This is a genomic window from Plantactinospora sp. B24E8, assembly GCF_039871735.1.
In the GTDB taxonomy this organism is placed as follows: domain Bacteria; phylum Actinomycetota; class Actinomycetes; order Mycobacteriales; family Micromonosporaceae; genus Plantactinospora.
On the sequence record NZ_JBDPMH010000021.1, the window covers coordinates 24515 to 50329 of the forward strand.

The window sequence follows — 25815 nt, forward strand, 5'->3', positions numbered from 1 at the left end:
CCCCTCTCCGGGTGTCATGCGCCGATGCTAGGCGGCGCCACGGGGCGGACGCCGTCGGGGGTATGGCGTGCTTCACGAGATGGCCTGGGGCATAATGCCGGACCTTTGTGAGCAGAAGATCACGCTCCGCCATCGTCGAACCGGCCGTTCCCGAGTGATGGCGGCCGATTCTCACCCGCTGTGACGCAACTCAATCGAGCAGGGACCGCTCGGGACGGTCCGTCCGGTAGACCATGGAAGGGCGACGCCGCGGATGCCCATGGACGGAACCGTTGATCTCGGGGTGACCCGGCGGAAACACCACATCGGCACCATCAACCTCGGGCACACTGGTCGCGGGGCGCCGTCGGCCAGTCGGATCGATCGTCGTACGGGGAAGACATGAGCGTGACGAAACCGGGCTCGACCATCGACCTGATCAGCATTCCGCGGACCGTTCTCTCGGTCGCCGTCACGATGGTGCAGAGCGTGGAACGGGCGATGGTGGGCGAGACCCGGATCCGGACCTCCCGGGGCAACGCCTGGGAGGCGATCTGCGCCGACCGGGAACGGGCACACCGGCGGGCCGAGGTCGCGGCGCTGGTGGCCGCGCTCGCCGCCACGCCGCCCGCCCGGAGCGACCGGGCCGCCGAGCGACGCGGGTGGCGGCAGCCGGTCAGCTGACCGTCGGGTCCTCACCCCGGTCGAGCGCGTCCCAGGCAGCGGTGGTCCGCCGGCCCTCCAGCCGGCCGGGTGCCTCCGGGGCCGGTCCGACCTTCGCCGGTCCGCCGCCCCGGCCGGCCCGCTCGTAACGGGCCCCCATCACCGGCCAGCCCGCACCGCGTACCGCGGTGACCACACCGGCGGCGGTGGCGAGCAGGCCGCCGACGGCGCAGAGCACCGGCCAGCCGACCGAGATCCCGTCCGACGTGGGACCGAACCCGCCGTATCCCCCGCCGGCCACCAGACCGGCACCGACCAGAGCCAGCAGCACGCCGACCAGCCGGCGACCGAGGCCACGGGTGGCGAGGACCGCGCCGGCGGCGGCCAGCCCGACCAGGGCCAGCGCCGGCAGCCAGGGCAGCAGGTCACCGCCGGTGCGCACGGTCCGGATCGGCGGCAGGGGCGCCGGCCGTGGGGTGAGTTCGACCCCCCAGGTCCGGGTCGCCGCGAAGACCGCCAGGCCGGCTCCGAGCAGGCAGAGCAGGACCGCGTACGTCAACGCGCGCCGGCCGGCCCGCTCCGGTCCGCCACCGGTGTCGGCGCTGCCGGTGCCGGCCTCGCTGATGCTGGTACCGCTGGTGGTGCCGGTGGTCTGGGCGGCGGCGGGATCGGTACCGCTGGCCTGGGCGGCGGCGGAATCGGTACCGCTGGCCTGGGCGGCGGCGGAATCGGTACCGCTGGCCTGGGCGGCGGCGGGATCGGTGCCGCCCATCGGGCCGCTCACCGGGCCGACCGGAGTGTCTCGGCGGCGGCGATCGCGGCCAGCACGGCGGCCGCCTTGCTCCGGGTCTCCCGCTCCTCGGCGGCCGGGTCGGAGTCGGCGACGATCCCCGCACCGGCCTGCACGTACGCCCGGCCGGCGCGGAACAGCGCGGTCCGGATCGCGATCGCCATGTCCAGGTCACCGCCGAACCCGAAGTAGCCGACGGTGCCGCCGTACAGGCCGCGCCGTACCGGCTCCAACTCCTCGATGATCTCCATTGCCCGTACCTTGGGCGCGCCGGAGAGGGTGCCGGCCGGGAAGGTCGCGGCCAGCGCGTCGAAGGCGGTCCGGTCCTCGCGCAGCGTGCCGACGACCGTGGAGACGATGTGCATCACGTGGCTGTACCGCTCGATGGTGGCGAACTCCGGCACCTCGACGGTGCCCGGTCGGCAGACCCGGCCGAGGTCGTTGCGGCCCAGGTCGACGAGCATGACGTGCTCGGAGCGCTCCTTCGGGTCGCTGATCAGCTCGGTGGCGAGCCGGCCGTCGTCGGCCGGGTCGACGCCCCGGGGCCGGGTACCGGCGATCGGGTGCAGCATCGCCCGCCGCTCCCCGTCCTCGCCGATGGTGACCTTGACGTGCGCCTCGGGTGAGGAGCCGACGATGTCGAAGTCGTCGAAGCGCAGCAGGTACATGTACGGGCTCGGGTTGGTGGCCCGCAGCACCCGGTAGACGTCGAGCGGGTCGGCCTCGGTCTGCCGCTCGAAACGCTGGGACAGCACGATCTGGAAGCACTCACCGGCCCGGATCGCCTCCTTGGCGACCTCGACCGCCTTCGGAAACTCACCCGCCGGCGTACGGCTGACCACCTCGCCCACCGCCGGCCGGTCGACCATGGAGATCATCGGCGGGTTGGGCCGGGACAGTGCGGTGGTCATCGCGTCCAGCCGCCCGACCGCCTGGTGGTAGGCGGCCGTCACCTGGGCGGCCCGGTCCGGCGGCACGTCGCCGGTCGGGACCCGGCCGGCGGGGTCCGGGGCGGGCGCGGCCGGCGACGGGTCGGCCGTCGTCGGGTCGGCCGTCGTCGGGTCGGCCGTCGTCGGGTCGGCCGTCGTCGGGTCGGCCGTCGTCGGGTCGGCCGTCGTCGGGTCGGTCGGCGGCAGGACGGCGTTCGCGACCAGGATCGCCGAGCCGTCGAAGTGGTCCAGCACCACCAGGTCGGTGGCGAGCATCATGCCCAGTTCGGGCACGCCCAGCTCGTCCTCGGTCAGCGAGGGCAGCCGCTCGATCCGGCGTACCACGTCGTAGCCGAGGTAGCCGACCATGCCGCCGGTCAGCGGGGGCAACGGGCCGGTGCCACCGGTGGGCGTGGTCGGCCCGGTCAGCGCCGTGACGGTGGCCCGGAGCACCGCCATCGGGTCACCGTCGGTCGGCACCCCCTGCGGCGGCGTACCCAGCCAGTGGGCGCGGCCGTCCCGCTCGACCAGGGTGGCGCCGCTGCGTACGCCGACGAACGAGTAGCGCGACCAGGCGATGCCGGCGGCTCCGGCGCCCTGCTCGGCCGACTCGAGCAGGAACGTGCCGGGTCCACCGGCCAGTTTGCGGTAGACCCCGACCGGGGTCTCGCCGTCGGCGAGCAGCCGGCGGACCACCGGCACCACCCGCCGGGTCCGGGCCAGTTCGTGGAAGGTCGCCTCGTCCGGGCTCACCGCTCCGGTGGTCATCGGGTCACCGTCCCAGGTGTGGTCATCGGGTCGGGCCGGCCGGTGTGGCCGCGGTCACCGGCAACTCGTCGGCGAAGCAGGTCCGGTTGCCGGTGTGACAGGCCGCACCCACCTGCTCGACGCTGACCAGCACCGCGTCCCCGTCGCAGTCCAGGGCGACCGTGCGCACGTACTGGTGGTGGCCGGAGGTGTCGCCCTTGACCCAGTACTCCCGCCGGCTGCGGGACCAGTAGGTGGCCCGGCCGGTGGTGAGGGTGCGGTGCAGCGCCTCGTCGTCCATCCAGGCGACCATCAGCACCTCGCCCGAGTCGTGGGCCCGGACCACCGCGGTGACCAGGCCGTCGGGGTTGCGGCGCAGCCGGGCCGCGATCGCCGGGTCGAGCGCGGACGGTCGCGCGGGGCCGTCCGGCACCGGTCCGGGAGCGGTTACCGGGACCGCCGGGGAGAGTTCGGGTACGCGCACAGTTCCTGATTGTTCCGCACGGGGCCCCGGTGCCGTCCACCCGTCCCGCCCCGGGGTGGGCGCCGAGGGCTCGGTCGAGGCCAACTGGTGGACGTACCGGTCGAGCCGGCCGTCCCGGAGCGCGTCCGCCAACTCCGTCCCGATCATCGGGACCAGCTCGTCGGCGTACGGGCGGGCCAGCTCGACCGCGCCGACGACCAGCCGGCCCGCGGCGGCCCGCAGCCGGGGCAGGCTGGTCGTGGTGTCCAGCCCGAGGCAGGTCACCATGTCGGCGCGGTAGCCGACGGGCGCGACGGGCAGGTCGAGCGCGGCGCTGAGCGCGGCCCGCCGGCTGGCGACGGTGACCGTCGGGTTGGCGAGCCGGACGACGGAGGGGCAGCGCCGGGCCAGCTCGGCGGCGGCGAACCGGGCGCCGAACTCGTCAGCGGTGACACAGGCCGCGCTCACCTTGCCCAGCGCGGCGACGACGTCCTCGAGTTCCGGGACGCCCGGGCGCTGCCGGATCTCGGTACGGGCGACGGACGATCGCCAGTCATCGCTTGCCCAGAGTAACCGTGTGGGCGCGACGACCGGCAGTCCGAAGGACCACTCGGCGGGCTGGTCGAGGCGCTCGAGCCAGGAGAGGACGTCCCGGACGGCGACCGAGAGATGGATCAACCGGTCGCCGGCCTCGACGAGGAAGGCCGGGTGCGCGACGTACGGCCCGCCGCTGACCAGCACATCGATGTCCACGTCGCTGTACGGCGTGGCGGTGCCCCGGGCGTGGCTGCCCCGGAGCAGTACGCCCACCACGGGCGGGCCGGACAACCGGCGCAGCCGATCCGTCCAGTCGTCCAGGAAGCCGAGTTGTAGTAACGGAACGTGATCCACGGCGTCATCGTGCCCCAGCCAGGGATCATGAAGCAACGCCCGATCGTGCGCTCACTGGGTGTTTCGAGTCTAATGTCTGAGAAATCGCTTTGATTGCTCCGGATACCGTTCCCCGGCGACCGCCGCCGGCGGCACCGACGCGGTGAGCCTGGCGAGTTGGTCCGGCGAGAGGGTGAGTTCGCCCGCCGCCACGTTCTCCTCCAGATACCGGACCCGCTTCGTACCGGGAATCGGCAGGACGTCGTCGCCCTGGGCGAGCAACCAGGCCAACGCGCGGGTCTGGTCGCCGCGCCGAGCCAGCTCGGCGTACCGCCGCATGTCGCGGACCGGCATCCCGGTCCGCCGCAGCCGGGTGAGCAGCGTCAGCCTGCGCATGTCGGCGCCGGTGTAGCGCCGCCGTCCCGCCGAGTCGCGCCCGACCGGCTCGACCAGGCCCTCCTGCTCGTACCAGCGAAGGGTGTACGCGGTGAGCCCGACCTCGGCGGCGGCCGCGCCAACCGTCAGGGTCGTCTCGTCAGCAGTGCTCGTCACCGGGCCAGCCTCCCAGTTCGCGTGCACTCGAAGTCAAGCCCGGACCGACGGGGCCAGCCCGGATTGTGGGGGGCCGAAAATTCAACTACCGTTGATTTCAACAACCGTTGAGATCTAGGAAGGAGGATCCATGGACAACGCGATCGAGGTCCGCGACCTCGTCGTACGCCGGGGCGGGCGACCCGTGCTGCACGGGATCAGCTGCGCGATCCCCCGCGGCAGCGTCACCGGCCTGCTCGGGCCGAGCGGCAGCGGAAAGACCACCCTGTTACGTGCCCTGGTCGGCGTGCAGGTGGTGACCGGTGGCACGGTCACCGTGCTGGGCGAGCCGGCCGGTGTCCCCCGGCTACGGCACCGGGTCGGCTACCTGACCCAGGCGCCGAGCGTCTACCCCGACCTGACGGTCCGGGAGAACGCCCGCTACTTCGCCCGCCTACACGGTCTCGGCGCCGCCGAGGCGGACCGGGCGGTCCGCGACGTCGGGCTGGCCGGGGCTGCCGGTCAGCTCGTCGGCACCCTCTCCGGCGGCCAGCGCAGCCGGGCCTCGCTGGCGTGTGCCCTGGTCGGCCGCCCGGAGCTGTTGATCCTCGACGAACCCACGGTGGGCCAGGACCCGGTGCTCCGGGCCGAGCTGTGGCAGATGTTCCGGGCGATGGCCGCCGAGGGCCGCACCCTGCTGGTCTCCAGCCACGTGATGGACGAGGCGGCCCGTTGTGACCGGCTGCTGCTGATCCGCGACGGCCGACTGATCGCCGACGACACTCTGGCGACGGTCCGCGCCACCGCCGGCACCGACGACCTCGAGGCGGCGTTCCTGCAGCTGATCAGGGCGAACGAGACGGTGCCGGCCGAGGTCGGGGAGAGTATCCGATGAGTCTGCCCATCCTCGCCGCCACCACCGGGCGGATCCTGCGGCAACTGCGACACGACCGGCGGACGATCGCCCTGCTGGTCGTGGTGCCCACGCTGCTGCTGACCCTGCTGTACTTCATGCTCGCGGACCAGCCCGCCCCGCCGGGCCAGCCCGGGACCTTCGACCGGATCGCCCTGGTCATGCTCGGGGTCTTCCCGTTTGTGGTGATGTTCCTGGTGACCAGCATCGCGATGCTGCGGGAGCGTACCTCCGGCACCCTCGAACGGCTGCTCACCACGCCACTGGGCAAACTCGACCTGCTGTTCGGGTATGGTCTCGCATTCGGGCTGGCCGCCGCGGTGCAGGCAGGTCTGGCCACCGCGGCGGTGTACTGGCTGTTCGGCCTGGACACCGCCGGCAGTCCCGGCCTGGTGGTGCTGATCGCGGTGGTCAACGCCGTACTCGGGGTCGCGCTCGGGCTGCTCTGCAGTGCCTTCGCGCAGACCGAGTTCCAGGCCGTACAGTTCATGCCGGTCGTGGTGGTGCCGCAGCTCCTGCTCTGCGGGCTCTTCGTCCCCCGCGACCAGATGGCGGGTTGGCTGGAGGCGGCCAGCGACGTGCTGCCGCTGTCGTACGCGGTCCAGGCCCTGCAGGAGGTCGGCCGCTACGCCGAACCGACCACCATCATGTGGCGTGACCTGGCCGTGGTGGTCGGGGCGACGATCATCGCCCTGGCGCTCGGCGCGGCCACGCTGCGCCGCCGCACCGGCTGAGGCCGGGGCGGGAAGGACCCGAGCACGAGGACGGCGATGGCACGACGGAGCGGACGGCGACCCGGCAACCCTGACACCCGGGAGGCGATCCTCGCTGCTGCCCGGGACACCTTCGCCGAACGCGGCTTCGACGGCGCCTCGATCCGCGCGATCGCGACCAGCGCCGGGGTCGACCCGGCGCTGGTCCACCACTACTTCGGCACCAAGGAGCAGCTCTTCCGGGCGACCATCAACATCCCGTTCGACCCGGACGAGCTGATCCCGCAGATCGCCGCCGGAGACGTGACCCGGGCCGGGGAGCGGCTGATCCGGACGTTCCTGCGGGTCTGGGACTCGCCCGCCGGCACGGCCGGAGCCGCGCTGATGCGGTCGGCGGTGAACAACGAGTGGACCGCCCGCCTGCTACGCGAGTTCGTGGTCACCCAGATCTTCCGCCGGGCGACCAGCCTGCTCGAGATCGACCCCGCCGAGGCTCCGCTGCGGACATCGCTGGTCGGCTCCCAACTGGTCGGCCTGGCCATGGCCCGCTACATCCTCAGGCTGGAACCGCTCGCCTCGGCCTCGCCGGATGTCGTCGTCGCCGCCATCGCCCCGACCGTGCAGCGCTACCTCACCGGCGACCTCTCCGGACCGGCCGGGGACGTCGCAGGAACGTTCCCGGGCCACTCCGGGGCGGCCTGACCGGCGACCGACGGGCCCGGCCGGCGGGCCGCAGCGACCGGCGGACCTGACCACTCACCAGGCGGTCGCGCCGCCGTCGACCGCGTAGTTGGCGCCGGTGATGTACGCGGCACGGTCGGAGGCGAGGAAGACCACCAGTTCGGCGACCTCCTCGGGCCGGGCGAAACGCTTGACCAGCGTCTTGGCGGTGATCGCGTCCCGGGCGGCCCGGTCGTCTCCCAGGTCGCGGTCACTGGCCGGGGTGAGGATCGGTCCGGGACTGATCGCCACCGCACGGATCCCGTGCGGCGCGCCCTCGAGCGCGAGCTGCCGCGTCATCCCGATGATCCCGGCGTTCGCCGCCGCGTGCCCGATCATCGGCGGGACCTGGCCGGCGATCATGCCGGCCATCGACGCGGCGCTGATGATGACACCGCCGCCCCGCCGGACCAGGTGCGGCCAGGCGAACTTCGACACGAAGAACGGGATGTCGAGTTCGCCGGTGATGGTCGCCCGCCAGTCCTCGACCGAGAAGTCGGGCATCGGCCCGAACCGGAGCGCGGCCGCGTTGTTGTAGACCACGTCGAGTCCGCCGTAGGCCGCCGCCGCCTCCTCGACGGCCTGCCGCACCTGGTCCGGATCGGTGAGATCAACCGGTGCGATGCCGGTCATCTCCCCACCGGCGCCACGGACGAGTTCGACGGTCTCGTTGTTGCCGGCGGGTTGGATGTCGATGCCGACCACCTTCGCGCCCTCCCGGGCGAAGAGCTGTGACGCGACGCGCCCCACGCCTCCTCCGGTCCCGGTGATCAGCACGATCTTGCCGTCCAGCGTTCCCATGGAAACCTCCCTGGTCCGCGCTCCACCCGGACGGCTGGTCAGCCGGTCCGGGCGGGCGCCTGGGACGCGCCACCTCGTGGGTCCGCGACCCCCTGTACTTGACGCGTCAAGCATAGCTCCGGCTTGACGTGTCAACTACTACTCGCGACGCTGCGCTGCGGTTACCCCGTCACCGGTGGACAGACCAGGGACAGGCCACTCAATCAGGGACGATCCGGTCAACCAGGCGAGACGACCCGGGTCGGCGTACGGCGGCGAATGTCGGGCAGGCCGGCACGGGGCGGCAGAGATCCGACAACCGGGCGGGTAGCGCCGACACGGCCGGCACTCCGCGGTGCGCCGGGTGTCCGACAGCGGGCGCATGGACGCCCGGTCAGCCGGTCTGGAGGTTCAACGGGTTCTCCGGTCGGACCGGGTCCGCGCGCCGCCAAGCTGTCGACGGACGAAGGCGACGATCTCCGGTCCGTGGTGCTCGGCGAGGTCGGCGAGCAGGTCGGCCTCCCGCTCGTGCAGCGGGTCCGGCTCGGCGGCGGCGTACTCGATCGGGTCGATGTCGTACCGGACGTCACCGCGGTCCAGCCGAACCTCGGCCGGTTCGTAGCGGTAGAGCGTGAACCGCTGGCCGACGTCGAGCAGGTCACCGGTCGGTACCACCTCGGCGAAGTCGACCGCCGCCCGGCGGGCCGCGTCGCCGCCGAGCGGCCGGGCCCAGCCGGAGATCCGCAGCCGGCCGAGCGACGGCGCGCCGGCGGACGGCGGCAGGTCCCGCACGTCGAGGACCACCGCCGCAGCCCGACCACCACCAGCCGGATGCCCGGCCATGCCGGACGGGCCGGCCGGCTGCCCGACGGCGCCGGCCGGTCGCAGCGCCGCCGCCAGGTCGCTGACCACCGAGACGAGCAGCAGAACCCGCCCGGAGGGGTCGGTGGCGTGCCGGACCTGGTGCGGCCCCGGCCGGTACGCCACCTGGGCGGTACCGGCGAGCCGACCGGCGGCCAGGGTGCGGGCCACCTCCGCGGGGCTGGGCTGCATGACGACAACCTCCAGTGGTTAGGCTGACCTTAGTGTTAGGGCAGGCTAACCTACTGTTTCATCATCGTCCATCCCGGTATCCCGGCCGGTCCCACCGACCGAACCGACCCGCGTCGAGATGTGTGAGCATGGGCTGACCATTGTCGATCGCCCCGAACGGTGACCGCGGGGCACCGGGAGGCACGATGGCGGACCAGGGCGTGTCGGGTCGCGGACGGGCAACGCGGGTCGCCTTCTGGCTCACCGTGATCGGCGCCGGCGTCGGCCTCATCGTCGGCCTGTTCGAACTGGCGGACCGCTTCGACCCGGCAGAACCACCCCGGGCCGTCCCGACGTCGACCACCTCCACCGTCCAGGAGACGCCTCCCGTTCGGCTCGCCAACGGCGACGAGGGTTTCCTCCAGCCCGGACAGTGCGCCGCGAACGTCGGAACCGCCGAAAGCCCGATCCTCAGGATCGCGGCATGCGACGCCGCCGGCGCGCTACGCGTACTCGGCCGGATCGAGCAGGAGATCTCCGACGAGGCCGAGGCGGACGCCATCTGCCAGGCGGACAGCGCCGACTACACGGAATACCACTACTCGAACTGGGCCGGCCGGTCGGACTACGTCGACGTGCTCTTCTGCCTCGGACCCGCGTAGCGGGCGGACGACACCGACGGGCGGACCGCGACAGGTGTCACCGGTGGTCCCGACCGCGACCGGACGTTCACCTGGTCTGCTCCAACCATGAGGCGTAGAGCAGGCCGTAGGTCGACTCCGGATCCCGGACCAGCTCGTCGTGCGGTCCACGCTGCACGATCCGACCCTTGTCGACCACGATCACCTCGTCGGCGGCCTGGGCGGTGGAGAGCCGGTGCGCGATCGCCACCGTGGTCCGCCCCCGGGTCACCGCATCCAGGGTTCGCTGCAGCCGTACCTCCGTCGCCGGGTCGACCGCGCTGGTCGCCTCGTCCAGCACCAGCAGGTCCGGGTCTGCGACGTACGCCCGGGCCAGCGCGACCAACTGCCGCTCACCCACGCTCAGCGCCTCGCCCCGCTCCCCGACCGGGGTCGCCAGCCCGGCCGGCAGGCCGGCCACCCAGTCGCCGAGACCGAGTTCGACCATGGCCCGGGCCAGGTCGTCGTCGGAGAGCTCCGGACGGCCGAACCGGATGTTCTCCGCCACCGTCGCGTCGAAGAGGAACCCGTCCTGCGGCACCATCACCACCCGGGAGCGCAGCGAGGCGAACCGGACCCGGTCCAGCGGTACGCCGGAGAGCAGCACCGCCCCGGTGGACGGGTCCATCAGCCGGGTCAGCAGCTTCGCGAAGGTGGTCTTGCCGCTGCCGGTCTCCCCGACCACCGCGACCCGGGTCTTGGCCGGGATCTCCACGTCCACGTCCACCAGCACCGGCGGGCCGCCCGGATAGCGGTAGCCGACGTCGGCGAACCGGATGTCGATCGGCCCGGGCGGCAGCTCGACCCCCTGCTCCCCCGGGTCCGCCACGTCCGGCTCCACGTCCAGTACGTCGAGCACCCGGCGCCAGCCCGCGATCGCGTTCTGCGCCTCGTTGAGCACCTCGGTCGCGATCTGCACCGGCTGGATGAAGAGGGTGACCAGGAAGAGGAACGCGGTCAGTTCACCGATGCCGATCGTCCCGTCGACGCCCAGCCGGACCCCGAGCAGCACCACACCGGCCAGGGCCAGCCCGGCGGCGATCTCCCCGGTGGAGAAGCTGATCACGCTGGTCCGGATCGCCCGCTGCTGGGCCCGGCGCTGCCCGTCGATGGTCCGGTCCAGCCGGGCGGCGGTCCGCCCCGCGACGCCGTACGCCCGGATCACCGGCGCCCCGACGACACTCTCCGAGACGGCGGCGAGCATCGCGCCCATCCGCTGCCGAACCACCCCGTACGCCGCCGCCAGCCGCTTCTGGAACAGCCGGATCACCAGCGCGGCCGGTACGAACGCGGCGAAGACCGCCAGGGTCAGCTGCCAGGAGTAGACCGCCATCACGATGGTGGTCACCACCACCTGGCCCACGTTGATCAGCAGGATCACCCCGCCCCACTGCAGGAACTGGGTGATCTGGTCCACGTCGCTGGTGACCCGGGAGACCAGGGACCCGCGCCGCTCCGCCTGCTGGTGCAGCGTCGACAGGTCGTGCACGTGCCGGAAGGCCCGGACCCGGACCCCGGCCAGCGCGGTCTCGCTGACCGTGAACAGCCGGCGCATCATCAGGTAGCCGCAGACGGTCGTCACCAGCAGGACGGCGGCGGTCGCCGCCACCACCCAGGCGACCACGTCCAGGTGCGGTCCGCCGGGTGCCCGCAGTCCCCGGTCGATGCCCTGCTGGATGGCGACCGGTACGGCGGCCCGGCCGACCATCGAGACCAGGGCCAGGGCGAGCGTGCCGGCGAGTCCGGTCCGCAGCTCCGGGGAGAGGGCCAGGCCACGACGCAGGGTGTGCCAGGTGGTCTCGGTCCGCTCCGTCCCGGGTGCGCTCACCGTCGTACTGGTCATGCCGCCTCCTCGCTGCGCTCGTCGGCGTCATGAGCCGTCAACCTGAACTGGCCGATTCGCTCGCTCCGCTCGCTCATGCCCCCACCTCCTGGTCCTGCCGGTCCGTCGGATCGTCGAGGATGGTCCGCGCGTCCTCCCGGTCCCGTTCCCGCTCGGCTTCCGCCCGTTCGTACGCGGTGACCAGGGCGGCGTACCCGGGGGTGGTCCGCAGCAACGTGCTGTGCGTGCCCCGCCCGACCACCCGGCCGTGTTCGACGTAGACCACCTCGTCGGCGAGCGCGATGGTCGCCCGGCGGTAGGCCACCACCAGGATCGAGGTGGCCGGGTTGAGCGGACCGGCACCGCCGTCGGGACCGGCACCGCCGTCCGGCGTGGCGGAAGTCCCGTCGGCCGGGCGCCCGGTCTCCGGCGTGGCTGTGCGTCCGCCACGCAGCGCGGCCAGGATCGCCGCCTCCACCCTCGGGTCGACCGCGCTGGTCGCGTCGTCGAGTACCAGCAGCCGGGGCCGACCGGCCAGGGCGCGGGCCAGGGTGAGGCGTTGCCGCTGTCCCCCGGAGAGCGCGGCACCCCGCTCCCCCACCACGGTGTCCAGCCCGTCCGGCAGTGCCGACACGAAGCCGTCCGCCTCGGCGAGCCGCAGAGCCGCCCAGACGTCCTCGTCGCCGATGCCGTCCCGGCCCAGGGTGACGTTCTCCCGGATGGTGTCGTCGAAGACGAACGGCACCTGGGCGACGAGGGCGGTGTTGGCCGAGAGCGAGGCGGCGGTCAGCGACCGGACGTCGACCCCGTCCAGGGTCACCGTGCCGGTGTCGGGGTCGACCAGCCGGACCGCGAGGGCGGCGATCGTCGACTTGCCGGAACCGGTGGGACCGACCAGCGCGACCGTCCGGCCGGGTGGCACGGTGAACGACACCTCGTGCAGCACCGGCGTGCCGACCGGTGCCGGCCCGGTGCCCGACGCCGTTGCGGGCGGTGCCGGGGCGGGCACCGGGGCGGCGGGTTCGGCGGTCGGCGGCGCCGGGTCGGCCGGCACGGCGACGGTGGCCGACTCCCCCGGCGGGTAGCTGAAGCTGACCCGGTCGAAGTCCAGGGTGGCGGGCCGGTCGTCGGCCCGGTCCAGGGTCGTGTCGCCGTACGGCATCTCGCCGGTCGCGGTGAGCACGGTCTGCAGCCGTTCCCAGCCGGCGACACTGCGCGGCAGTTCGGCCAGCACCCAGCCGATCGCCCGGACCGGGAAGGCCAGCACCGTGAAGAGGAACGCGACGCTGACCAGTTCGGTGATGGTGACCGCGCCCTGACTCAGCCGGACCGCGCCGACCAGCAGCACCGCCAGGGTGCCGAGGCTCGGCAGGGTCTCCAGCATCGGGTCGAAGACCCCGCGCAGCCGACCGACCGAGATCAGCGCGTCCCGCAGTTCGCCGGCCTGGGCCGCGAACCGGGCCGTCTCCCGGGCCTCCTGGCCCATGGTCTTGACCACCAGCGCGCCGTCGAAACTCTCGTGGGCGATCGCGCTGACCTCTGCCCGCATCTGCTGGGCGCGGGACTGCCGGGGCGCCATCCGCCGGGAGTAGACGACGTTCAGGGCGAACAACGCCGGGAAGATCGCGACACCGACCAGGGCCAGCACCCAGTCGGTGACGAAGAGCGAGGCCATCGCGGCGACCAGCATCACCAGGGTGCCGACCGCGAACGGCAGCGGTGCGATCGGGAACCAGGCCGCCTCGACGTCGGAGTTGGCGTTGGAGAGCAGGGTGCCGGTGGCGTGCCGCTGGTGCCAGGCGAGCGGCAGTTCGAGGTAGCGCCGGGTGACCCGGCGGCGGTAGCTCGCCTGCAGCCGGTACTGCATGTATCCGGCGCCGATTCGGCGGCCGAACATGCCCAGCACCCGGCCGAGGCTCACCGCCAGCAGCGCGGCCGCGCCGAGCGCGACGGCACCGACGTCCGCCTCGCCCCGCTCCAGCGACGGCACCACCACGTTGCCGACCACCGCGCCGACGACGTACGCGCTGGCGACGATGAGCAGGCTGTAGACGACGCTGCCGGCAGCGGCGATCGTGAAGATCCGGGGTTCGTCCCGGATCGCGTAGCCGAGGATCCGGATTCCCTTGGCCAGCACGTCCCGGCTCGTCCCACCCGCCACAGTTTCCCCCGCGTCACCGTGATCGCCCGGCACGGCGCGTTCGGGCCGGCGCCGGCGTAAGCGTTCTTCGTCCAGATCATCCTTACCGATCGGCGGCGCCCGTGACGAACCGACCGGCTCGACGGAGGACAGTCGGGCGCGGATTGTGTTGGCCGTCACACAGCCCGACACGATCGCCCGAAGATCGGCCTAGGATCAGGCACATGCCCCGGTACGCGGATTCGGAGCGTCACGCACTGGCCGACCTTCTCCTCGCCCGTGGTCCGGAGGCACCGACGATCATCCCGGAGTGGGCCACCCGCCACCTCGCCGCCCACCTGGTGCTCCGGGAGCGCCGGCCGGACGCGGCCGCCGGGATCCTGCTCCGGCCGCTGCGCGGACACGCCGAACGGGTGTTGCAGGAGTTCGCGTCCCGGCCGTACCCGCAGCTCGTCGACCTGGTCCGGCACCGCCCCCGGTGGAGCCCGCTGAGCCTGCCGCCGGTCGACGAACTGGCCAACCTGACCGAGTTCTTCGTCCATTACGAGGACGTCCGCCGCGCCGAGCCCGGCTGGCAACCCCGGCAGCTGCCCGAGGACCACCAGGCCGCGCTCTGGAAACGGATACCGTCGCTGGCCCGGATGTCGCTGCGCCGATTCCCGGCCGCGCTGCTCGTCCAGGCGCCGAACCACGGCGAGGCCACGGTCGGGGCCGGCGGGGATCAGCTCCGGCTGGTCGGCTCGCCGGCCGAGTTGACCATGTTCCTGTTCGGCCGCCAGCGGGTCGCCCGGGTGCAGCTGGTCGGTCCCGCCGCCCTCACCGACCGGCTGCGGACCGCAAAGCTCGGAATCTGACCCCCCAGCAGGACCGGCGCACGCGACAGGAGCAGGATGCGCACCCTCGCCGTGGCGGCGTTGACCCGTCCGCCGTTCCCCGACCGGGTCAACGGACACGTCGGGGAGGTGGGGCACCAGTCGCTGCGCTGGGCCACCGAACTCGGCCTGGTGTCCACCCCGGACACGCTGCGCCGACTGGACCGGGCGAGCGCGGCGGAGTTGGCCGGGCGGGCCTGCCCGGACGCCGGGCCGGCGCCGCTGCGTCTGCTCACCGATCTCTTCACCTGGCTGTTCGCCTTCGACGACAGGTGTGACGACGACGGGCTCGGCCGGGACCCCGGTCGGCTCGCCCCGGTCGTCGGCGGACTGTTGGACGTCCTGGACCTGCTCGGCGGACCGGCGCCGCCGGACCCGGCCACCGTCGCCGGCCCGGCCGGCGCCGCCCTGCACGACCTGTGTCGACGGGTACGCGGTCACAACTCGCCGCACCTGCTGCTCCGATTCACCAACCAGATGCGTGACTACCTGCTCGCCCTGCTCTGGGAGGCGGCGAACCGGGAGCGGTCCCGGGTCCCGGCGGTGGCGGAGTACCTGCAGATGCGGCGGCACACCGGCGGCGTACGGCCGAGTCTGACCGTCACCGACCTGGTGTACGGCGGCGGCGACGCCGCGCACCGGACCGACCCCCGTGCGTCCACCTTGGACAACCTGGCCACCGACCTGGTGTGCTGGTGCAACGACATCTTCTCCTACGACAAGGAGTGGCGGCAGGGCGGCGACGGGCACAATCTGGTCGTCGTGCTGCACCGGAGCGCCGACGCCGCCCCGGAACGGTCCGCCCTCGTCGGCGCCGCCGACCGGTTCAACGCGGCACTGCGGACGTACCTGCGGGTGGAGTCGGAACTGCTGGTCGACGCGGACGCCGAGACGGTCCGGTTCGTCACCGCCCGCCGGTGCTGGATCCGGGGCAGCTACGACTGGTCGTTGCGGGCGAGCCGCTACCAGTGATCCGCCGCGCCCGCCCTCGCCCGGTCACCGCGCGACGGCCACGACCACCTGCGCGGCGACCTGCTCCGGGCCCGGCGGGGCTGTCAGTCGTCGTCGCTGTGGTCCTGCCAGGACGGGACCGGTTCCCCGTTCCGGCACTCGACCTCGACGTCGAGACGGCGACTCGTACCCCGGAAGGTGACCTCGGCGTCGTCGTCCGGCCCACGGTCGACGTCCTCGGCCCGGAAGCCCTGGGCCGGGGTCCAGGAGACCAGCCACACCTGGCCGCCGTCACACCGGGCGACGATCGTGCCGCCCGGGGTGGCGAGCAGCCGGGCTCCGGCGACCGGCGGGGTGGTCGCCGGGGTGCCGGGAGTCGGGGACCCGGGGACCGCCGGACCGGACGGGACCGGTGTGTGGCTGCCCGGCATGGCGTTGGTGGGAGTCGGGCCGGTCGGAACCTCCGCCAGCGCCCGGGCCACCTCCTCCGGGGTGCGGACCTCGCCCGCCGGCCCGGTGAGATCCGCACCGATCACCCGGACGGCGGCCAACCCGGTGCCGGTGGCGGCCAACGCGGCGAGCAGCCAACCACCGACCGCGAACACGGTACGTCGACGCATGCTCCGATCATGCCCGGCCGGAAGTTAAGGCCGGGGCCGGCGAAGCCTAAGAGACGGTAAAGCACCCGCCCTCGACCCGGCGGGCACCCACTCTCGACCCGACGGGTGCTCCCGGCCGGCGGGCGGCATGGATCATAATCTTTCCCGTGACCGACCCGAGCCCCCCGGGCAGCAAACTCGACACCACCGTCGCCCACCCCGCCCGCCGCTACAACTACTGGCTCGGCGGCAAGGACCACTTCGCCGCCGACCGCGAGTCCGGCGACCAGGTGGCCGCCGCCTTCCCGACCGTCCGGATCGCCGCCCGCGCCAACCGCGACTTCCTGCGACGTACGGTGGAGTTCCTGGCTGGCGAGGCCGGGATCCGGCAGTTCCTCGACGTCGGCACCGGCCTGCCCACCGCGGACAACGTCCACGAACTCGCCCAGCGGATCGCCCCCGGGTCCCGGGTCGTCTACGTCGACAACGACCCGCTGGTGATGAGCCACGCCCGGGCGCTGCTGACCTCCACGCCCGAGGGCCGGACCGTCTACCTGGAGCGCGACGTTCGCGACCCTGACTCGATCCTGGACGCCCCCGAACTGCGGCACACCCTCGACCTCGGCCAGCCGGTCGGCCTGACGCTGGCGGCGGTGGTGCACTTCGTCCGGGACTTCGAGGACCCGTACGGCGTCGTCCGGCGGTTCGTCGACGCGCTGCCCCCGGGCAGCTACCTGGTGCTCTCCCACGGCACGTACGACGGCCTGCCGGCCGGGGTCGTCGAGCGGCTGGAACAGGCGAACGCCGCCAGCGGTGGGCTGAGCCGGACCCGGAGCCGGGCGGAGGTCGACCGGTTCTTCGACGGCCTGGAGCTGGTCGAGCCGGGGGTCGTGCCGCTCGCGCAGTGGCGGCCCGCCCCCGGTGCCGAGATCCCGGACCCGGTCGACATATGCATGTACGGCGGTGTCGCCCGGATCCCCTGAGCCGCCGACGGCACCGGTTACCGTTCCGGTGTGGCACGCCTACTGCTCATCGAGGACGATCCGGCGATCCGCAATCCGCTCCTGCACGCGCTGCGTGAGCGGGGGCACGCCGTCGCCGCCGTCGCGACCGCGATGAGTGGCCTGCAGGCGGTCCTCGACCACCGCCCCGACCTTGTGGTCCTCGATCTGGGCCTGCCTGACCTGGACGGGCTGGAGTTGCTCCGGATGCTGCGCGCGGTCAACACCACCCCGGTGATCATCGCGACCGCCCGGGACGACGAGACCGAGATCATCCGCGGGTTGGACTCGGGTGCCGACGACTATCTGGTGAAGCCGTTCACCGCGGCCCAGCTCGACGCCCGGATCCGGGCGGTACTGCGCCGGGGCACCGGCCCGGCCGGCGGGCCGCCGGTGCTGGCCGTCGGTGACCTGCGGGTCGACCCGGGCGCCCGGCTGGCGACCCTGGCCGGCACCCCCGTCGAGCTGACCCCCCGGGAGTTCGAACTGCTGCACTACCTCGCCACCCGGGCCGGCCAGGTGGTGAGTAAACGGGAACTGCTGACCGAGGTGTGGCAGTTGCCGTACGGCGGGGCGGACAAGACGGTGGACGTACACCTGTCGTGGTTGCGCCGCAAGCTCGGGGAGACCGCGCAGCGGCCGCGCTACCTGCACACCGTACGCGGGGTCGGGGTGCGGCTCGCCGCGCCCGGTGACGAGCCGGCCGGCGATCCCGGAGGTGTCCGGTGAGGCGCCGGCTGACCCTGTTGGTCGCCGCCACCACCTGCCTGGTGTTGCTGGCCTTCCTGGTCCCGCTGGCGGTGCTGTTGCGCGACGCCGCGGCCGACCGGGACCTCGGCGGCCACCGCCGAGGTCCAGGGGCTGGTGCCGCTGGTCGGCACCGCCGACCCGGCCCGGCTGGGGCTCGCCGCCGACCAGGTCGGCGCGCTGGCCGGCCGGCCGGTCACGGTCTTCCTGCCGGACGGTTCGGCGCTCGGGACGCCGTCGGAACGCAGCCCCGGGGTGGCGCTCGCGGCACGGGGCGAAAGCCTGACCGTGGCCGGGCCGGAGGGCCGGGAGATCCTGGTCGCGGTGCAGGGCCGGCCGGACGGTACGGCGGTGGTCCGCACCTTCGTCCCCCGGGCCGAGCTGGTCCGGGGGGTGTACCGGTCGTGGCTGGTCCTCGCCGGGCTCGGCGTGGCCCTGCTGCTGCTCGGCCTGGTCGTCGCCGACCGGTTGGCCCGGTCGATGGTGGCGCCGATCAGCGAGCTGTCGTCGGTGTCGTTGCGGCTCGCCGGGGCGGAACTGACCGCCCGGGCCCGGCCGTCGGGGCCACCGGAACTGCGGGCGGTCGCCGGCGCGCTCAACCACCTGGCCGCCCGGATCCAGGAGCTGCTCCGGGAGGAACGGGAGCAGTTGGCGGACCTGTCGCACCGGCTGCGTACCCCGTTGACGTCGTTGCGGCTGGAGGCCGAGTCGTTGACCGACCCGGCGGAGGCGGCCCGGATCGGCAACCGGATCGACGCGGTGGAGCGGGCGGTGACCGGGCTGATCCGGCAGGCCCGGCGCCGCGGCACGACCGAGGCCGGCCCCGGCGGCCCGAGCGGTGCCGAGGGTGTCTGCGACGCGACCGAGGTGGTCCGGGACCGGGTGGCGTTCTGGACGGTGCTGGCCGAGGACACCGGCCGGACGGTCGCCGTCGACCTCGCCGACCACCCACTGCCGGTACGGCTGCCCGCCGACGACCTGGCGGCGGTCCTGGACGCGCTGCTCGGCAACGTCTTCGCACACACCCCGGACGGGGTCGGGTTCTCGGTCACCTGTGTGCCGAAGGTCGGCGGCGGCGCGTTGCTGACCGTCGCGGACGCCGGTCCGGGACTGCCGTCGGCGGTGCTGAACCCGGCGACGCTGGTGGAACGGGGGGCGAGCGCCGGCGGTTCGACCGGGCTGGGGCTGGACATCGCTCGCCGGGCCGCCCGGGACAGCGGCGGACAACTCGAACTGGCCAGCGGGATCGGTGGCGGCGCCCGGGTCGCGCTCACCCTCGGCCCACCCACCCGGTCGCCGGCGGTCCCGCCGGCCTGACCGGCGCCGTACCGTCCGCGGGTGGACACCCCCGACGGCGCTGCCTCACCGCTGCCGTTCCGACGGCCCTGCCTCACTGTGGCGGCGCTGCCGCGCTGCCTCACTGTGGCGGCGCTGCCTCACTGTGGCGGCGCCGGCCATCCCGGCGATGACTCGGCGGTGGCCCCAGCCCGGTTGACGGCCAACTCGACCACAAGGGTGCCGAGCAGGACGAGAGTCGGGACCGCCATGACCGCCAGCGACGGCAACAGTGGCATCGCCGGCCCGCTCGCGGCGAGCACCACGATCGCGGTCACCCGGGTGCCAAGGAGGCGGCCGGTCACCACGATCTCGAAGAACAGCGTGCCGAGCAGGAAGAGTGCGGGACCACCGAGCAGGATCAGGACCCAGGACAGCGGCGGGTCGCGGTAGGGGTCGCCGACCACGAGCGAGGTGCCGGTGGAGATCAGCAGGACACCGCCGACCATCACCCCCGGTGACCCGTGGCAACGCTACAAAGGCGGACGCTTCGCACGTGGGGAACCCGGGACGGGGCACCCGAACGGCTCATAGGCTCGGAGACGTCGGACGAGGGCGGGGCACGGGAGGCAGGCCGGTCGATGGCGGAGGGCGACAGGGAGCGGATGTCGCCGCCCGGCCTGGCGTCGACGAGCCGCCCCGCCCTGCTGGAGCTCTTCTTCGACCTGGCGTACGTCGCCGCCATGATCACCCTGACCGAGCGGCTGCTCGCCGACCTGACCCCGCTGGGCGCCGCCGAGGCGCTGGTGCTGCTGGTGCCCTTCGCCCTGCTCTGGGCCCTGACCTCGTGGGGGGCCGGGGACACGGTCGACCTGAACCGGTGGACCCACGTACCGCAGTTCGTCTGGGCACGGCGGGCGTCCTGGTGATGTCCGCCGCCGTCCCGCCGCGTACGAACAGCGGGGCCTGCTGTTCGTGGTCGCCTACCTGGCGACGCACGTCGGCAGCGGCGCGTACAACCTGGTGCTGCTGGCCCGGGCGCGGGCGCCGGAGCCGGTCCGGGGGCGGCCGCCCCGGGTGCTCTTCTGGGTACTCCTCGCCGCGGTGCCGTGGATCGTCGGGGCGTTGCTGCCGCAACAGGTGCGGCTGGCGCTCTGGACGGTGGCGGCGGCGGTGGAGATGCTCGGCGTGCTGCTCAGCTGGCCGACACCGTGGGCCCGGCAGCGGCTCGCCCCGCCGCCGGTGCAGGTGGGTGAGCGGGTCTCCGAGCGGTACCGGCAGTTCGTGATCATCGCGCTCGGGGTCGCCATCTTCCTGACCGGTCGGGCGTACAGCGGCAGTGCGCACCGGCTCGCCGACACCCTCGCCCTCGCGGTGGTGTTCGGCACGACGGTGCTGATCTGGCGGATCTACATCCACCGTGCCGGGGAGTTGATGACCAGCGGCATCGCCGAGTCGTCGAACCCGTGGCGGCGTAGCCAGTTGACCGCCCTCGTCCACCTGGTCCTGGTGAGCGGCATCCTCGGAACGGCCGCCGCCAACGAGCTTGTCATCGCCCGGCCGTTCGGCGCCACGCCGGCCGCGACGGCGATGCTGATCTTCGGCGGCCCCGCACTGTTCCTGTTCGGCCGGCTGCTGCTCGACCGGATCGTCTTCGCCCGGCTGGACCGACCCCAGATCGTCGGTCTGGTCGGGTTGCTCGTGCTGGCCCCGACGGCGACGGTGCTGCCGCCGATGATGTCGGCGCTGGTCGTGCTGGCCGTGCTGACCGGTGTCGCGGCCGTCAACCTGCTGCTGACCCGGGCCCACCTGCCGATGCCGGCCCCGCACGCCGGCTGACCGGCGGGGCCGGATCTTTACCTCGGCTTAGCATTCGCACAGTGCGCCGCTATCCCCGCTCGGGCGAACCTCTGAGGGTGACAGCACAGAGGACTCAGCACCGAGGAGGGGACATGATCCGGCGCAACACGATGGTCCTGGGCATCGGCGGTGCGCTCGCCGTACTCGCCGTCGTCGGCACCGCGATCGGGGCCAACGCGGCGGAGCAGGGCGAACGCGGGCTCGGCGCCGCACCGGTGGCGACCGCCACGGCCACCGCGCCGGCCACCGAGCCGGGCACCGTTCGGGCCGCCCCGTCGACCAGCGGCCCGTCGACCGCCACCACCTCGACCGGCGGCCCGTCGACCGGTGCTCCCAGCACCACCAGCCCCGGCACGGACGATCCGATCAGCCGGGAACGCGCGGTGGAGATCGCGCTCGGCCAGGCCGGCGGCGGCCGGGTCGACGAGGTCGAGCGGGAGCGGGAACACGGCCGGACGGTCTGGAGCGTGGAGATCCAGCAGGACGGCTGGGAGGTCGAGGTCGACGTCGACACCAGCACCGGCGACATCGTCAAGACCGACCGCGACCGGGACGACGACCGGGACGACCGCGACCGGGACGACGACGATGACGACGACGACGACCGGGACGACGACTGAGCAACCTGCCCCGACGAACGGCCGTACCGCCCCCTTGGCGGTGCGGCCGTCGCGCTGCCGCCGCCCGCGACCGTGGCATCGCCGGCGGCGGGAAAGTGGCGTCGAGGTCGCCGCGGGACGTGACCGTGACATCGCTCGCCGACGGCTGTCGGTCGAGGCTGTTAGCGTTCGCGGCCGTGGAGACTGACGAGGAGACGGACGACATCCGCGGGGTGGTCGAGGCGTTCGTACGGCAGCAGGTGGCGCTCGGCGTCCTGCCGTACGCGACGATCGTCGAGGAGACCGGGTACCACTTCCAGGACGAGGCGAACCGGGACGTGGTCCGCCGTTGGGCCGGGGAGGTCACGGCCCGTGAACTGGCCGCACATCTCGCCGCCCAGGCGGAGTTTCCCGGGCCGACCGACAGCGACCGGCTCACCCTCGCCTTCCGCGCCCTGGACAGCGCCGGCATCGTCGCCCGGGAGGACTTCACCTGCTGCCAGAACTGCGGCGTCCAGGAGATCCGCGACGAGGCCGACGAGCGGGACCAGCGACGCGGCTACACCTTCTACCACCAGCAGGACGCGGAGCGCGGCGTCGAGGGCGGCGGGGTGTACCTCGCGTACGGGTTGTTCGACGGGCCGGCCACGGTCGAGATCGGCGAGGAGGTGGCGGCCGCACTGCGCGACCACGACCTACCGGTGCGGTGGGACGGGAGCACCGGCACCCGGATCTTCGTTCCGCTGACCCTGCGGCGTCGGCGGTTCGGCCGGCTCGCGGCGGTTCCGCCCGTCGTCGAGGACGACATACCGGTCGAGGTGGCGGTCCCCGACGCCTGGCGGGGCCCGTTCGCGCTGACCGACGGCACCCTTGCGGCGAGTTGGCTGACCGGTCTGCACCTGCCGTGGCTGCCGGTCGGAATCCGGGTCCGGGTCACCGTCGACGGGGCGTCGGTGACGGTACGACGGGACTGGGACACCCTGGTCGGCGGTTTCCCGGACGGCACCGAACTGCGGGTCGGTCGTCGGGACGGGATGACCCTGGTACGTCGGCTGCGGGGTGCGACGGCACCGGCCGCCGAGCCGACACCCGAGGCCGGGCTGGTGGAGGCGACCTGGCAGCACCCGGCCGGTCTGCAGGACCGGGCGGTGCCCCTCGAAACCGCCGAGGCTGTCGAGATGGTCCGGCGGATGCCGGTCCGGACCGGCGCCTGGATCTGCTACGTCGGCCGCTCCGACGCGGCGGTGCAGATGCGCTGGGAGCGGGGCCGGCTCTGGCTGGAGAGCCCGGACCCCGCGACGGAGACGTCGACCGGCCGACACGTGTCCCTGCCGGAGGCGGAGCGGATGGTCCGGATCCTCGCCACCGAGGACCGGGTCGCGGTGAACGAACTGGTCGGGGTGACCACCGTCAGCTGGCGCGGGAACTGAACTCCCGCGCTACCTCGTCGCGATCGTGGGACACGGTTTCACAGTCGGCCCTGCAGCCGCACCGGTACGCCGGTCCGGAACCGGGGTGGCGCCGGGCTGATCTCGACGAACCCGGGCCACTGTCCCGGACCGGTTCCGGGCGGACCGGACCGGCAGGAGCCGCCGTGTCCCTCACGCTCGCCGCACCGGCCGCCACCGGGCAGCCGCCGGTCGCAGAACACCCGGAACCGTTCGTGCTGGGCGTCCTCCGCCGAGACGGTCACCTCGCCGGCGTCGAGTTCCGGCAGGAAGGCCAGGGACTCGGTGAGCAACGCGGCCAGATCGGTGGCGGCGTCCAGCGTGGGTACGGCGACCCGCAGGTGGATGACGTGCCCCGGTGCCGCCTCGCCGCAACCGAATTCGTCCATGGACACGTTCTCTCCTCGTACCCGGGGGGGTGGTCTGTCGCGGAAATGTGTCGACCAGGGGCCGCGGGACCTCGTCCGCCGATCGACTGGCCTGGGCCGACGCCTGGATAGCTTAGAGACGCGACGGGCCGACAAGGGTTTGCCACTCCCGGCAAATGTCGACAGTTCGTGAACAGACCAGCACGAAGAGCCAGCACCGGGACGGCCTCGACCTACCGTCCGTCCAGCCGTACCGGCTCGGTCCGATCAGCACTAGCCGAGCGGCCGGAAGAGCCAATACTCTCTGGTAACCGCGATTTAACGTGATCACCGTCACGCCACGATATCCGGAGGCTATCCCCCAATGTCTCTCGACATCCCGTACCGGTCCATCCCCGACATGTTCCTGCAACGTGTCTCGGCCACCCCCGACCGGGACGCCTTCGCCCATCCCGCGCCCGACGACTCCGGTCCGATCTGGCTCAGCTGGGCGCAGGTCGGCCAGCGGGCGAAGGCCATCGCCGCCGGACTGCGCGGTCTCGGTGTCGACCACGAGGACCGGGTGGCGATCGCGGCCAACACCCGGCTCGACTGGGTGCTCGCCGACCTCGGGATCATGTGCGCGGGCGGCGCGACCACAACGGTCTATCCGACCACCGAGCCGGAGGACACCGCCTACATCCTCACCGACTCCGGCTCGAAGATCCTGATCGCGGAGAACGCCGCCCAGGCCGCCAAGGTCGCCGCCGCGGACCTGCCCGCGCTGACCCACGTGGTGCTGATGGACGGGCCCGCGGATCCCGAGGCCAGCCCGACCCAGCTCACCCTCGGCGACCTCGAGGTGCAGGGCACGCTCGCGCTGGAACAGGATCCGGACCTGATCGAGCGGATCGTCGCCGACATCTCCCCGGACCGGCTGGCCACCCTGATCTACACCTCCGGCACCACCGGCCGGCCCAAGGGTGTGGAACTGCTGCACGCCGGCTGGTGCTGGGAGGGGGTCGCCCAGGGGACGATCGGCATCCTCGAGCCCGACGACCTGCAGTACCTCTGGCTGCCGCTGTCCCACTCGTTCGGCAAGACCCTGCTCTGCGGCGTGATCCACGTCGGGCTGCCGACGTACGTGGACGGTCGACTCGACAAGCTGGTCGAGCTGCTCGGCCTGGTCAAGCCGACCCTGATGTGCGGCGCGCCCCGGATCTACGAGAAGGTCTACAACCGCGCGGTCACCACCGCGCAGACCGGCGGCGGGGCCAAGGCGAAGATCTTCGCCTGGGCGGTACGGACCGGCAGGCGGAAGGTCGCCCTGGAGCAGGCCGGTCAACCGGTCTCCGCCGGCCTGCGGATCAGCTACGGCATCGCGGAGAAGCTGGTGTTCAGCAAGCTCCAGGCCCGGCTCGGTGGCCGGATCCGGGTACTGGTCTCCGGCGCCGCGCCGCTGAGCAAGGAGATCGCCGGGTTCTTCGCCGCCGCCGGGCTGCCGATCTACGAGGGGTACGGTCTCACCGAGAGCAGTGCGGCCAACTTCGTCAACCGGCCCGGCAGGCTCAAGATCGGCACCGTCGGTCAGGCGATCGCGGACCTGGAGTGCAGGATCGACTCCGACGGCGAGATCCTGCTCCGGGGCGCGCCGGTGATGCGTGGCTACCACAACCTGCCCGAGGAGACCGCGGCGGCGTTCACCTCGGACGGCTTCTTCCGCACGGGTGACATCGGCGAACTCGACGACGACGGCTTCCTCACCATCACGGACCGGAAGAAGGACCTGGTCAAGACCTCCGGCGGCAAGTACATCGCGCCGTCGGCGATCGAGGGGATGTTCAAGGCCATCTGCCCGTACACCGCGCAGGCGGTGGTGATCGGCCAGGCCCGCAACTACTGCACGATGCTGGTCAGCCTGGACGCCGACGCGATCGCCGCCTGGGCCGCCGGTGGACCGCTCGCCGGGCGTCCGTACGCCGAACTCGTCGCGTCGGCCGAGGTGCGCAGCCTGGTCGAGGGGTACGTCGACGACCTGAACACCAAGCTCAACCGCTGGGAGACGATCAAGAGGGTGGCCATCCTGCCCCGTGAACTGACCGTCGAGGACGGCGAGATGACACCCTCGATGAAGATCAAGCGGAAGGCCGTGGAGACCAGCTTCGCCGACGAGATCAACAAGATGTACGAGGGCACCCTCGCCCAGCTCTGAGCGGGCGGGGGGGGGGGGGGGGGGGGGGGGGGTCGGGTGGGTCACCCGGACCGACCGATCCGGCCGACCCGGAATCGTCCGCCGCTCGCCGGGGTAAGACCAGAGGCAGCATCCGAGCGACCGACGAGCCGG

24 protein-coding genes and 3 pseudogenes are annotated in these 25815 nt (G+C 73.0%); 15 read left to right on the forward strand and 12 right to left on the reverse strand.

What is annotated here, in order from left to right; genetic code table 11:
• Positions 1 to 381 precede the first annotated feature (381 nt).
• A complete protein-coding gene (locus ABGB21_RS25000; RefSeq protein WP_347657880.1) occupies positions 382 to 663 on the forward strand; it encodes a hypothetical protein in 282 nt (93 codons plus the stop codon).
• On the opposite strand, the gene ABGB21_RS25005 is transcribed toward ABGB21_RS25000, so the two are convergent.
• From ABGB21_RS25005 to ABGB21_RS25025, 5 genes and pseudogenes are all read right to left on the reverse strand, one after another.
• Positions 656 to 1267, reverse strand: a complete 612-nt coding sequence (locus ABGB21_RS25005) for a Trp biosynthesis-associated membrane protein (protein WP_347679880.1) — start codon at positions 1265 to 1267, stop codon at positions 656 to 658. The genes ABGB21_RS25000 and ABGB21_RS25005 overlap by 8 nt on opposite strands.
• 155 nt (positions 1268 to 1422) lie before the next feature.
• Complete coding sequence (locus tag ABGB21_RS25010; protein WP_347679828.1) at positions 1423 to 3129, reverse strand: anthranilate synthase component I; 1707 nt, start codon at positions 3127 to 3129, stop codon at positions 1423 to 1425.
• Positions 3130 to 3151: 22 nt separating this feature from the next.
• Positions 3152 to 3541 carry a phosphoribosyl-AMP cyclohydrolase gene (gene hisI, locus ABGB21_RS25015; RefSeq protein ID WP_347657904.1) on the reverse strand — a complete coding sequence of 130 codons (390 nt, stop codon included), beginning with the start codon at positions 3539 to 3541 and terminating at the stop codon, positions 3152 to 3154.
• A gap of 231 nt (positions 3542 to 3772) precedes the next feature.
• Positions 3773 to 4462 (reverse strand): annotated as a pseudogene (locus tag ABGB21_RS25020) (nucleotidyltransferase domain-containing protein); the annotation flags it as partial.
• 69 nt (positions 4463 to 4531) lie between these two features.
• A complete protein-coding gene (locus ABGB21_RS25025; RefSeq protein WP_347657883.1) occupies positions 4532 to 4993 on the reverse strand; it encodes an aldo/keto reductase in 462 nt (153 codons plus the stop codon).
• 130 nt (positions 4994 to 5123) lie between these two features.
• Between ABGB21_RS25025 and ABGB21_RS25030 the strand changes: the two genes are divergently transcribed.
• The 3 genes from ABGB21_RS25030 to ABGB21_RS25040 are packed head-to-tail and all read left to right on the forward strand — an operon-like array spanning position 5124 to position 7300.
• Positions 5124 to 5867 carry an ABC transporter ATP-binding protein gene (locus ABGB21_RS25030; RefSeq protein ID WP_347679830.1) on the forward strand — a complete coding sequence of 248 codons (744 nt, stop codon included), beginning with the start codon at positions 5124 to 5126 and terminating at the stop codon, positions 5865 to 5867.
• Positions 5864 to 6619: an ABC transporter permease gene (locus tag ABGB21_RS25035; protein WP_347657885.1), complete on the forward strand. Its 756-nt coding sequence runs from the start codon at positions 5864 to 5866 to the stop codon at positions 6617 to 6619. Before ABGB21_RS25030 ends, ABGB21_RS25035 begins: the two co-directional genes overlap by 4 nt.
• A gap of 36 nt (positions 6620 to 6655) precedes the next feature.
• A complete protein-coding gene (locus ABGB21_RS25040; protein WP_347657886.1) occupies positions 6656 to 7300 on the forward strand; it encodes a TetR family transcriptional regulator in 645 nt (214 codons plus the stop codon).
• 54 nt (positions 7301 to 7354) lie between these two features.
• Here ABGB21_RS25040 and ABGB21_RS25045 read toward each other — a convergent pair whose 3' ends face one another.
• Both ABGB21_RS25045 and ABGB21_RS25050 read right to left on the reverse strand, forming a co-directional pair.
• The gene (locus tag ABGB21_RS25045; protein ID WP_347657887.1) at positions 7355 to 8119 is read right to left on the reverse strand and encodes an SDR family NAD(P)-dependent oxidoreductase; all 765 of its coding nucleotides are present in this window, start codon (positions 8117 to 8119) and stop codon (positions 7355 to 7357) included.
• Between the two features lie 426 nt (positions 8120 to 8545).
• Positions 8546 to 9151: pseudogene (locus tag ABGB21_RS25050) on the reverse strand (DUF2470 domain-containing protein); the annotation flags it as partial.
• 185 nt (positions 9152 to 9336) lie between these two features.
• On the opposite strand from ABGB21_RS25050, the gene ABGB21_RS25055 reads away from it, so the two are divergent.
• Positions 9337 to 9792 carry a hypothetical protein gene (locus ABGB21_RS25055; protein WP_347657888.1) on the forward strand — a complete coding sequence of 152 codons (456 nt, stop codon included), beginning with the start codon at positions 9337 to 9339 and terminating at the stop codon, positions 9790 to 9792.
• Positions 9793 to 9859: 67 nt separating this feature from the next.
• Here ABGB21_RS25055 and ABGB21_RS25060 read toward each other — a convergent pair whose 3' ends face one another.
• Entirely contained in the window at positions 9860 to 11653 is a 1794-nt protein-coding gene (locus ABGB21_RS25060) for an ABC transporter ATP-binding protein (RefSeq protein WP_347657889.1), read from the reverse strand.
• Positions 11654 to 11726: 73 nt separating this feature from the next.
• A complete protein-coding gene (locus ABGB21_RS25065; RefSeq protein ID WP_347657890.1) occupies positions 11727 to 13793 on the reverse strand; it encodes an ABC transporter ATP-binding protein in 2067 nt (688 codons plus the stop codon).
• 203 nt (positions 13794 to 13996) lie between these two features.
• Here ABGB21_RS25065 and ABGB21_RS25070 point away from each other — a divergent pair, with 203 nt between their 5' ends.
• Both ABGB21_RS25070 and ABGB21_RS25075 read left to right on the forward strand, forming a co-directional pair.
• The gene (locus ABGB21_RS25070) at positions 13997 to 14626 is read left to right on the forward strand and encodes a TIGR03085 family metal-binding protein (protein WP_347679832.1); all 630 of its coding nucleotides are present in this window, start codon (positions 13997 to 13999) and stop codon (positions 14624 to 14626) included.
• A 36-nt stretch (positions 14627 to 14662) separates the two neighbouring features.
• Positions 14663 to 15616, forward strand: a complete 954-nt coding sequence (locus ABGB21_RS25075; protein ID WP_347657892.1) for a terpene synthase — start codon at positions 14663 to 14665, stop codon at positions 15614 to 15616.
• Between the two features lie 83 nt (positions 15617 to 15699).
• Here ABGB21_RS25075 and ABGB21_RS25080 read toward each other — a convergent pair whose 3' ends face one another.
• Positions 15700 to 16215 (reverse strand): septum formation initiator, encoded by a 516-nt coding sequence (locus tag ABGB21_RS25080; protein WP_347657893.1) that lies wholly within the window; start codon positions 16213 to 16215, stop codon positions 15700 to 15702.
• Between the two features lie 146 nt (positions 16216 to 16361).
• On the opposite strand from ABGB21_RS25080, the gene ABGB21_RS25085 reads away from it, so the two are divergent.
• From ABGB21_RS25085 to ABGB21_RS25095, 3 genes are all read left to right on the forward strand, one after another.
• Positions 16362 to 17177 carry an SAM-dependent methyltransferase gene (locus tag ABGB21_RS25085; protein WP_347657894.1) on the forward strand — a complete coding sequence of 272 codons (816 nt, stop codon included), beginning with the start codon at positions 16362 to 16364 and terminating at the stop codon, positions 17175 to 17177.
• 30 nt (positions 17178 to 17207) lie between these two features.
• Positions 17208 to 17924 (forward strand): response regulator transcription factor, encoded by a 717-nt coding sequence (locus ABGB21_RS25090; RefSeq protein WP_347657895.1) that lies wholly within the window; start codon positions 17208 to 17210, stop codon positions 17922 to 17924.
• 135 nt (positions 17925 to 18059) lie between these two features.
• The gene (locus tag ABGB21_RS25095) at positions 18060 to 19259 is read left to right on the forward strand and encodes a HAMP domain-containing sensor histidine kinase (protein WP_347679834.1); all 1200 of its coding nucleotides are present in this window, start codon (positions 18060 to 18062) and stop codon (positions 19257 to 19259) included.
• Positions 19260 to 19378: 119 nt separating this feature from the next.
• On the opposite strand, the gene ABGB21_RS25100 is transcribed toward ABGB21_RS25095, so the two are convergent.
• Positions 19379 to 19726, reverse strand: coding sequence for a low temperature requirement protein A (locus tag ABGB21_RS25100; RefSeq protein ID WP_347657897.1), 348 nt, complete (start codon positions 19724 to 19726; stop codon positions 19379 to 19381).
• A gap of 132 nt (positions 19727 to 19858) precedes the next feature.
• Between ABGB21_RS25100 and ABGB21_RS25105 the strand changes: the two genes are divergently transcribed.
• From ABGB21_RS25105 to ABGB21_RS25120, 4 genes and pseudogenes are all read left to right on the forward strand, one after another.
• The gene (locus ABGB21_RS25105; protein WP_347657898.1) at positions 19859 to 20146 is read left to right on the forward strand and encodes a low temperature requirement protein A; all 288 of its coding nucleotides are present in this window, start codon (positions 19859 to 19861) and stop codon (positions 20144 to 20146) included.
• A 25-nt stretch (positions 20147 to 20171) separates the two neighbouring features.
• Positions 20172 to 21056, forward strand: a pseudogene (locus ABGB21_RS25110) (low temperature requirement protein A); the annotation flags it as partial.
• A 113-nt stretch (positions 21057 to 21169) separates the two neighbouring features.
• Entirely contained in the window at positions 21170 to 21697 is a 528-nt protein-coding gene (locus tag ABGB21_RS25115) for a PepSY domain-containing protein (RefSeq protein WP_347679836.1), read from the forward strand.
• A 176-nt stretch (positions 21698 to 21873) separates the two neighbouring features.
• Positions 21874 to 23106 (forward strand): hypothetical protein, encoded by a 1233-nt coding sequence (locus ABGB21_RS25120; protein WP_347657900.1) that lies wholly within the window; start codon positions 21874 to 21876, stop codon positions 23104 to 23106.
• Positions 23107 to 23144: 38 nt separating this feature from the next.
• On the opposite strand, the gene ABGB21_RS25125 is transcribed toward ABGB21_RS25120, so the two are convergent.
• A complete protein-coding gene (locus tag ABGB21_RS25125; RefSeq protein WP_347657901.1) occupies positions 23145 to 23519 on the reverse strand; it encodes a hypothetical protein in 375 nt (124 codons plus the stop codon).
• A gap of 337 nt (positions 23520 to 23856) precedes the next feature.
• Here ABGB21_RS25125 and ABGB21_RS25130 point away from each other — a divergent pair, with 337 nt between their 5' ends.
• On the forward strand, positions 23857 to 25683 hold the full coding sequence (locus ABGB21_RS25130) for a long-chain fatty acid--CoA ligase (protein WP_347657902.1): 1827 nt from the start codon (positions 23857 to 23859) through the stop codon (positions 25681 to 25683).
• Positions 25684 to 25815 lie beyond the last annotated feature (132 nt).

Excerpts from the sequence above, each read along its gene's own strand:
- ABGB21_RS25000 (WP_347657880.1), top strand. The coding sequence starts at position 382 with ATGAGCGTGACGAAACCGGGCTCGACCATCGACCTGATCAGCATTCCG.
- ABGB21_RS25010 (WP_347679828.1), bottom strand. The coding sequence starts at position 3,129 with ATGACCACCGGAGCGGTGAGCCCGGACGAGGCGACCTTCCACGAACTG.
- ABGB21_RS25030 (WP_347679830.1), top strand. The coding sequence starts at position 5,124 with ATGGACAACGCGATCGAGGTCCGCGACCTCGTCGTACGCCGGGGCGGG.
- ABGB21_RS25035 (WP_347657885.1), top strand. The coding sequence starts at position 5,864 with ATGAGTCTGCCCATCCTCGCCGCCACCACCGGGCGGATCCTGCGGCAA.
- ABGB21_RS25040 (WP_347657886.1), top strand. The coding sequence starts at position 6,656 with ATGGCACGACGGAGCGGACGGCGACCCGGCAACCCTGACACCCGGGAG.
- ABGB21_RS25045 (WP_347657887.1), bottom strand. The coding sequence starts at position 8,119 with ATGGGAACGCTGGACGGCAAGATCGTGCTGATCACCGGGACCGGAGGA.
- ABGB21_RS25055 (WP_347657888.1), top strand. The coding sequence starts at position 9,337 with ATGGCGGACCAGGGCGTGTCGGGTCGCGGACGGGCAACGCGGGTCGCC.
- ABGB21_RS25060 (WP_347657889.1), bottom strand. The coding sequence starts at position 11,653 with ATGACCAGTACGACGGTGAGCGCACCCGGGACGGAGCGGACCGAGACC.
- ABGB21_RS25070 (WP_347679832.1), top strand. The coding sequence starts at position 13,997 with ATGCCCCGGTACGCGGATTCGGAGCGTCACGCACTGGCCGACCTTCTC.
- ABGB21_RS25075 (WP_347657892.1), top strand. The coding sequence starts at position 14,663 with ATGCGCACCCTCGCCGTGGCGGCGTTGACCCGTCCGCCGTTCCCCGAC.
- ABGB21_RS25080 (WP_347657893.1), bottom strand. The coding sequence starts at position 16,215 with ATGCGTCGACGTACCGTGTTCGCGGTCGGTGGTTGGCTGCTCGCCGCG.
- ABGB21_RS25100 (WP_347657897.1), bottom strand. The coding sequence starts at position 19,726 with ATGGTCGGCGGTGTCCTGCTGATCTCCACCGGCACCTCGCTCGTGGTC.
- ABGB21_RS25105 (WP_347657898.1), top strand. The coding sequence starts at position 19,859 with ATGGCGGAGGGCGACAGGGAGCGGATGTCGCCGCCCGGCCTGGCGTCG.
- ABGB21_RS25115 (WP_347679836.1), top strand. The coding sequence starts at position 21,170 with ATGATCCGGCGCAACACGATGGTCCTGGGCATCGGCGGTGCGCTCGCC.
- ABGB21_RS25130 (WP_347657902.1), top strand. The coding sequence starts at position 23,857 with ATGTCTCTCGACATCCCGTACCGGTCCATCCCCGACATGTTCCTGCAA.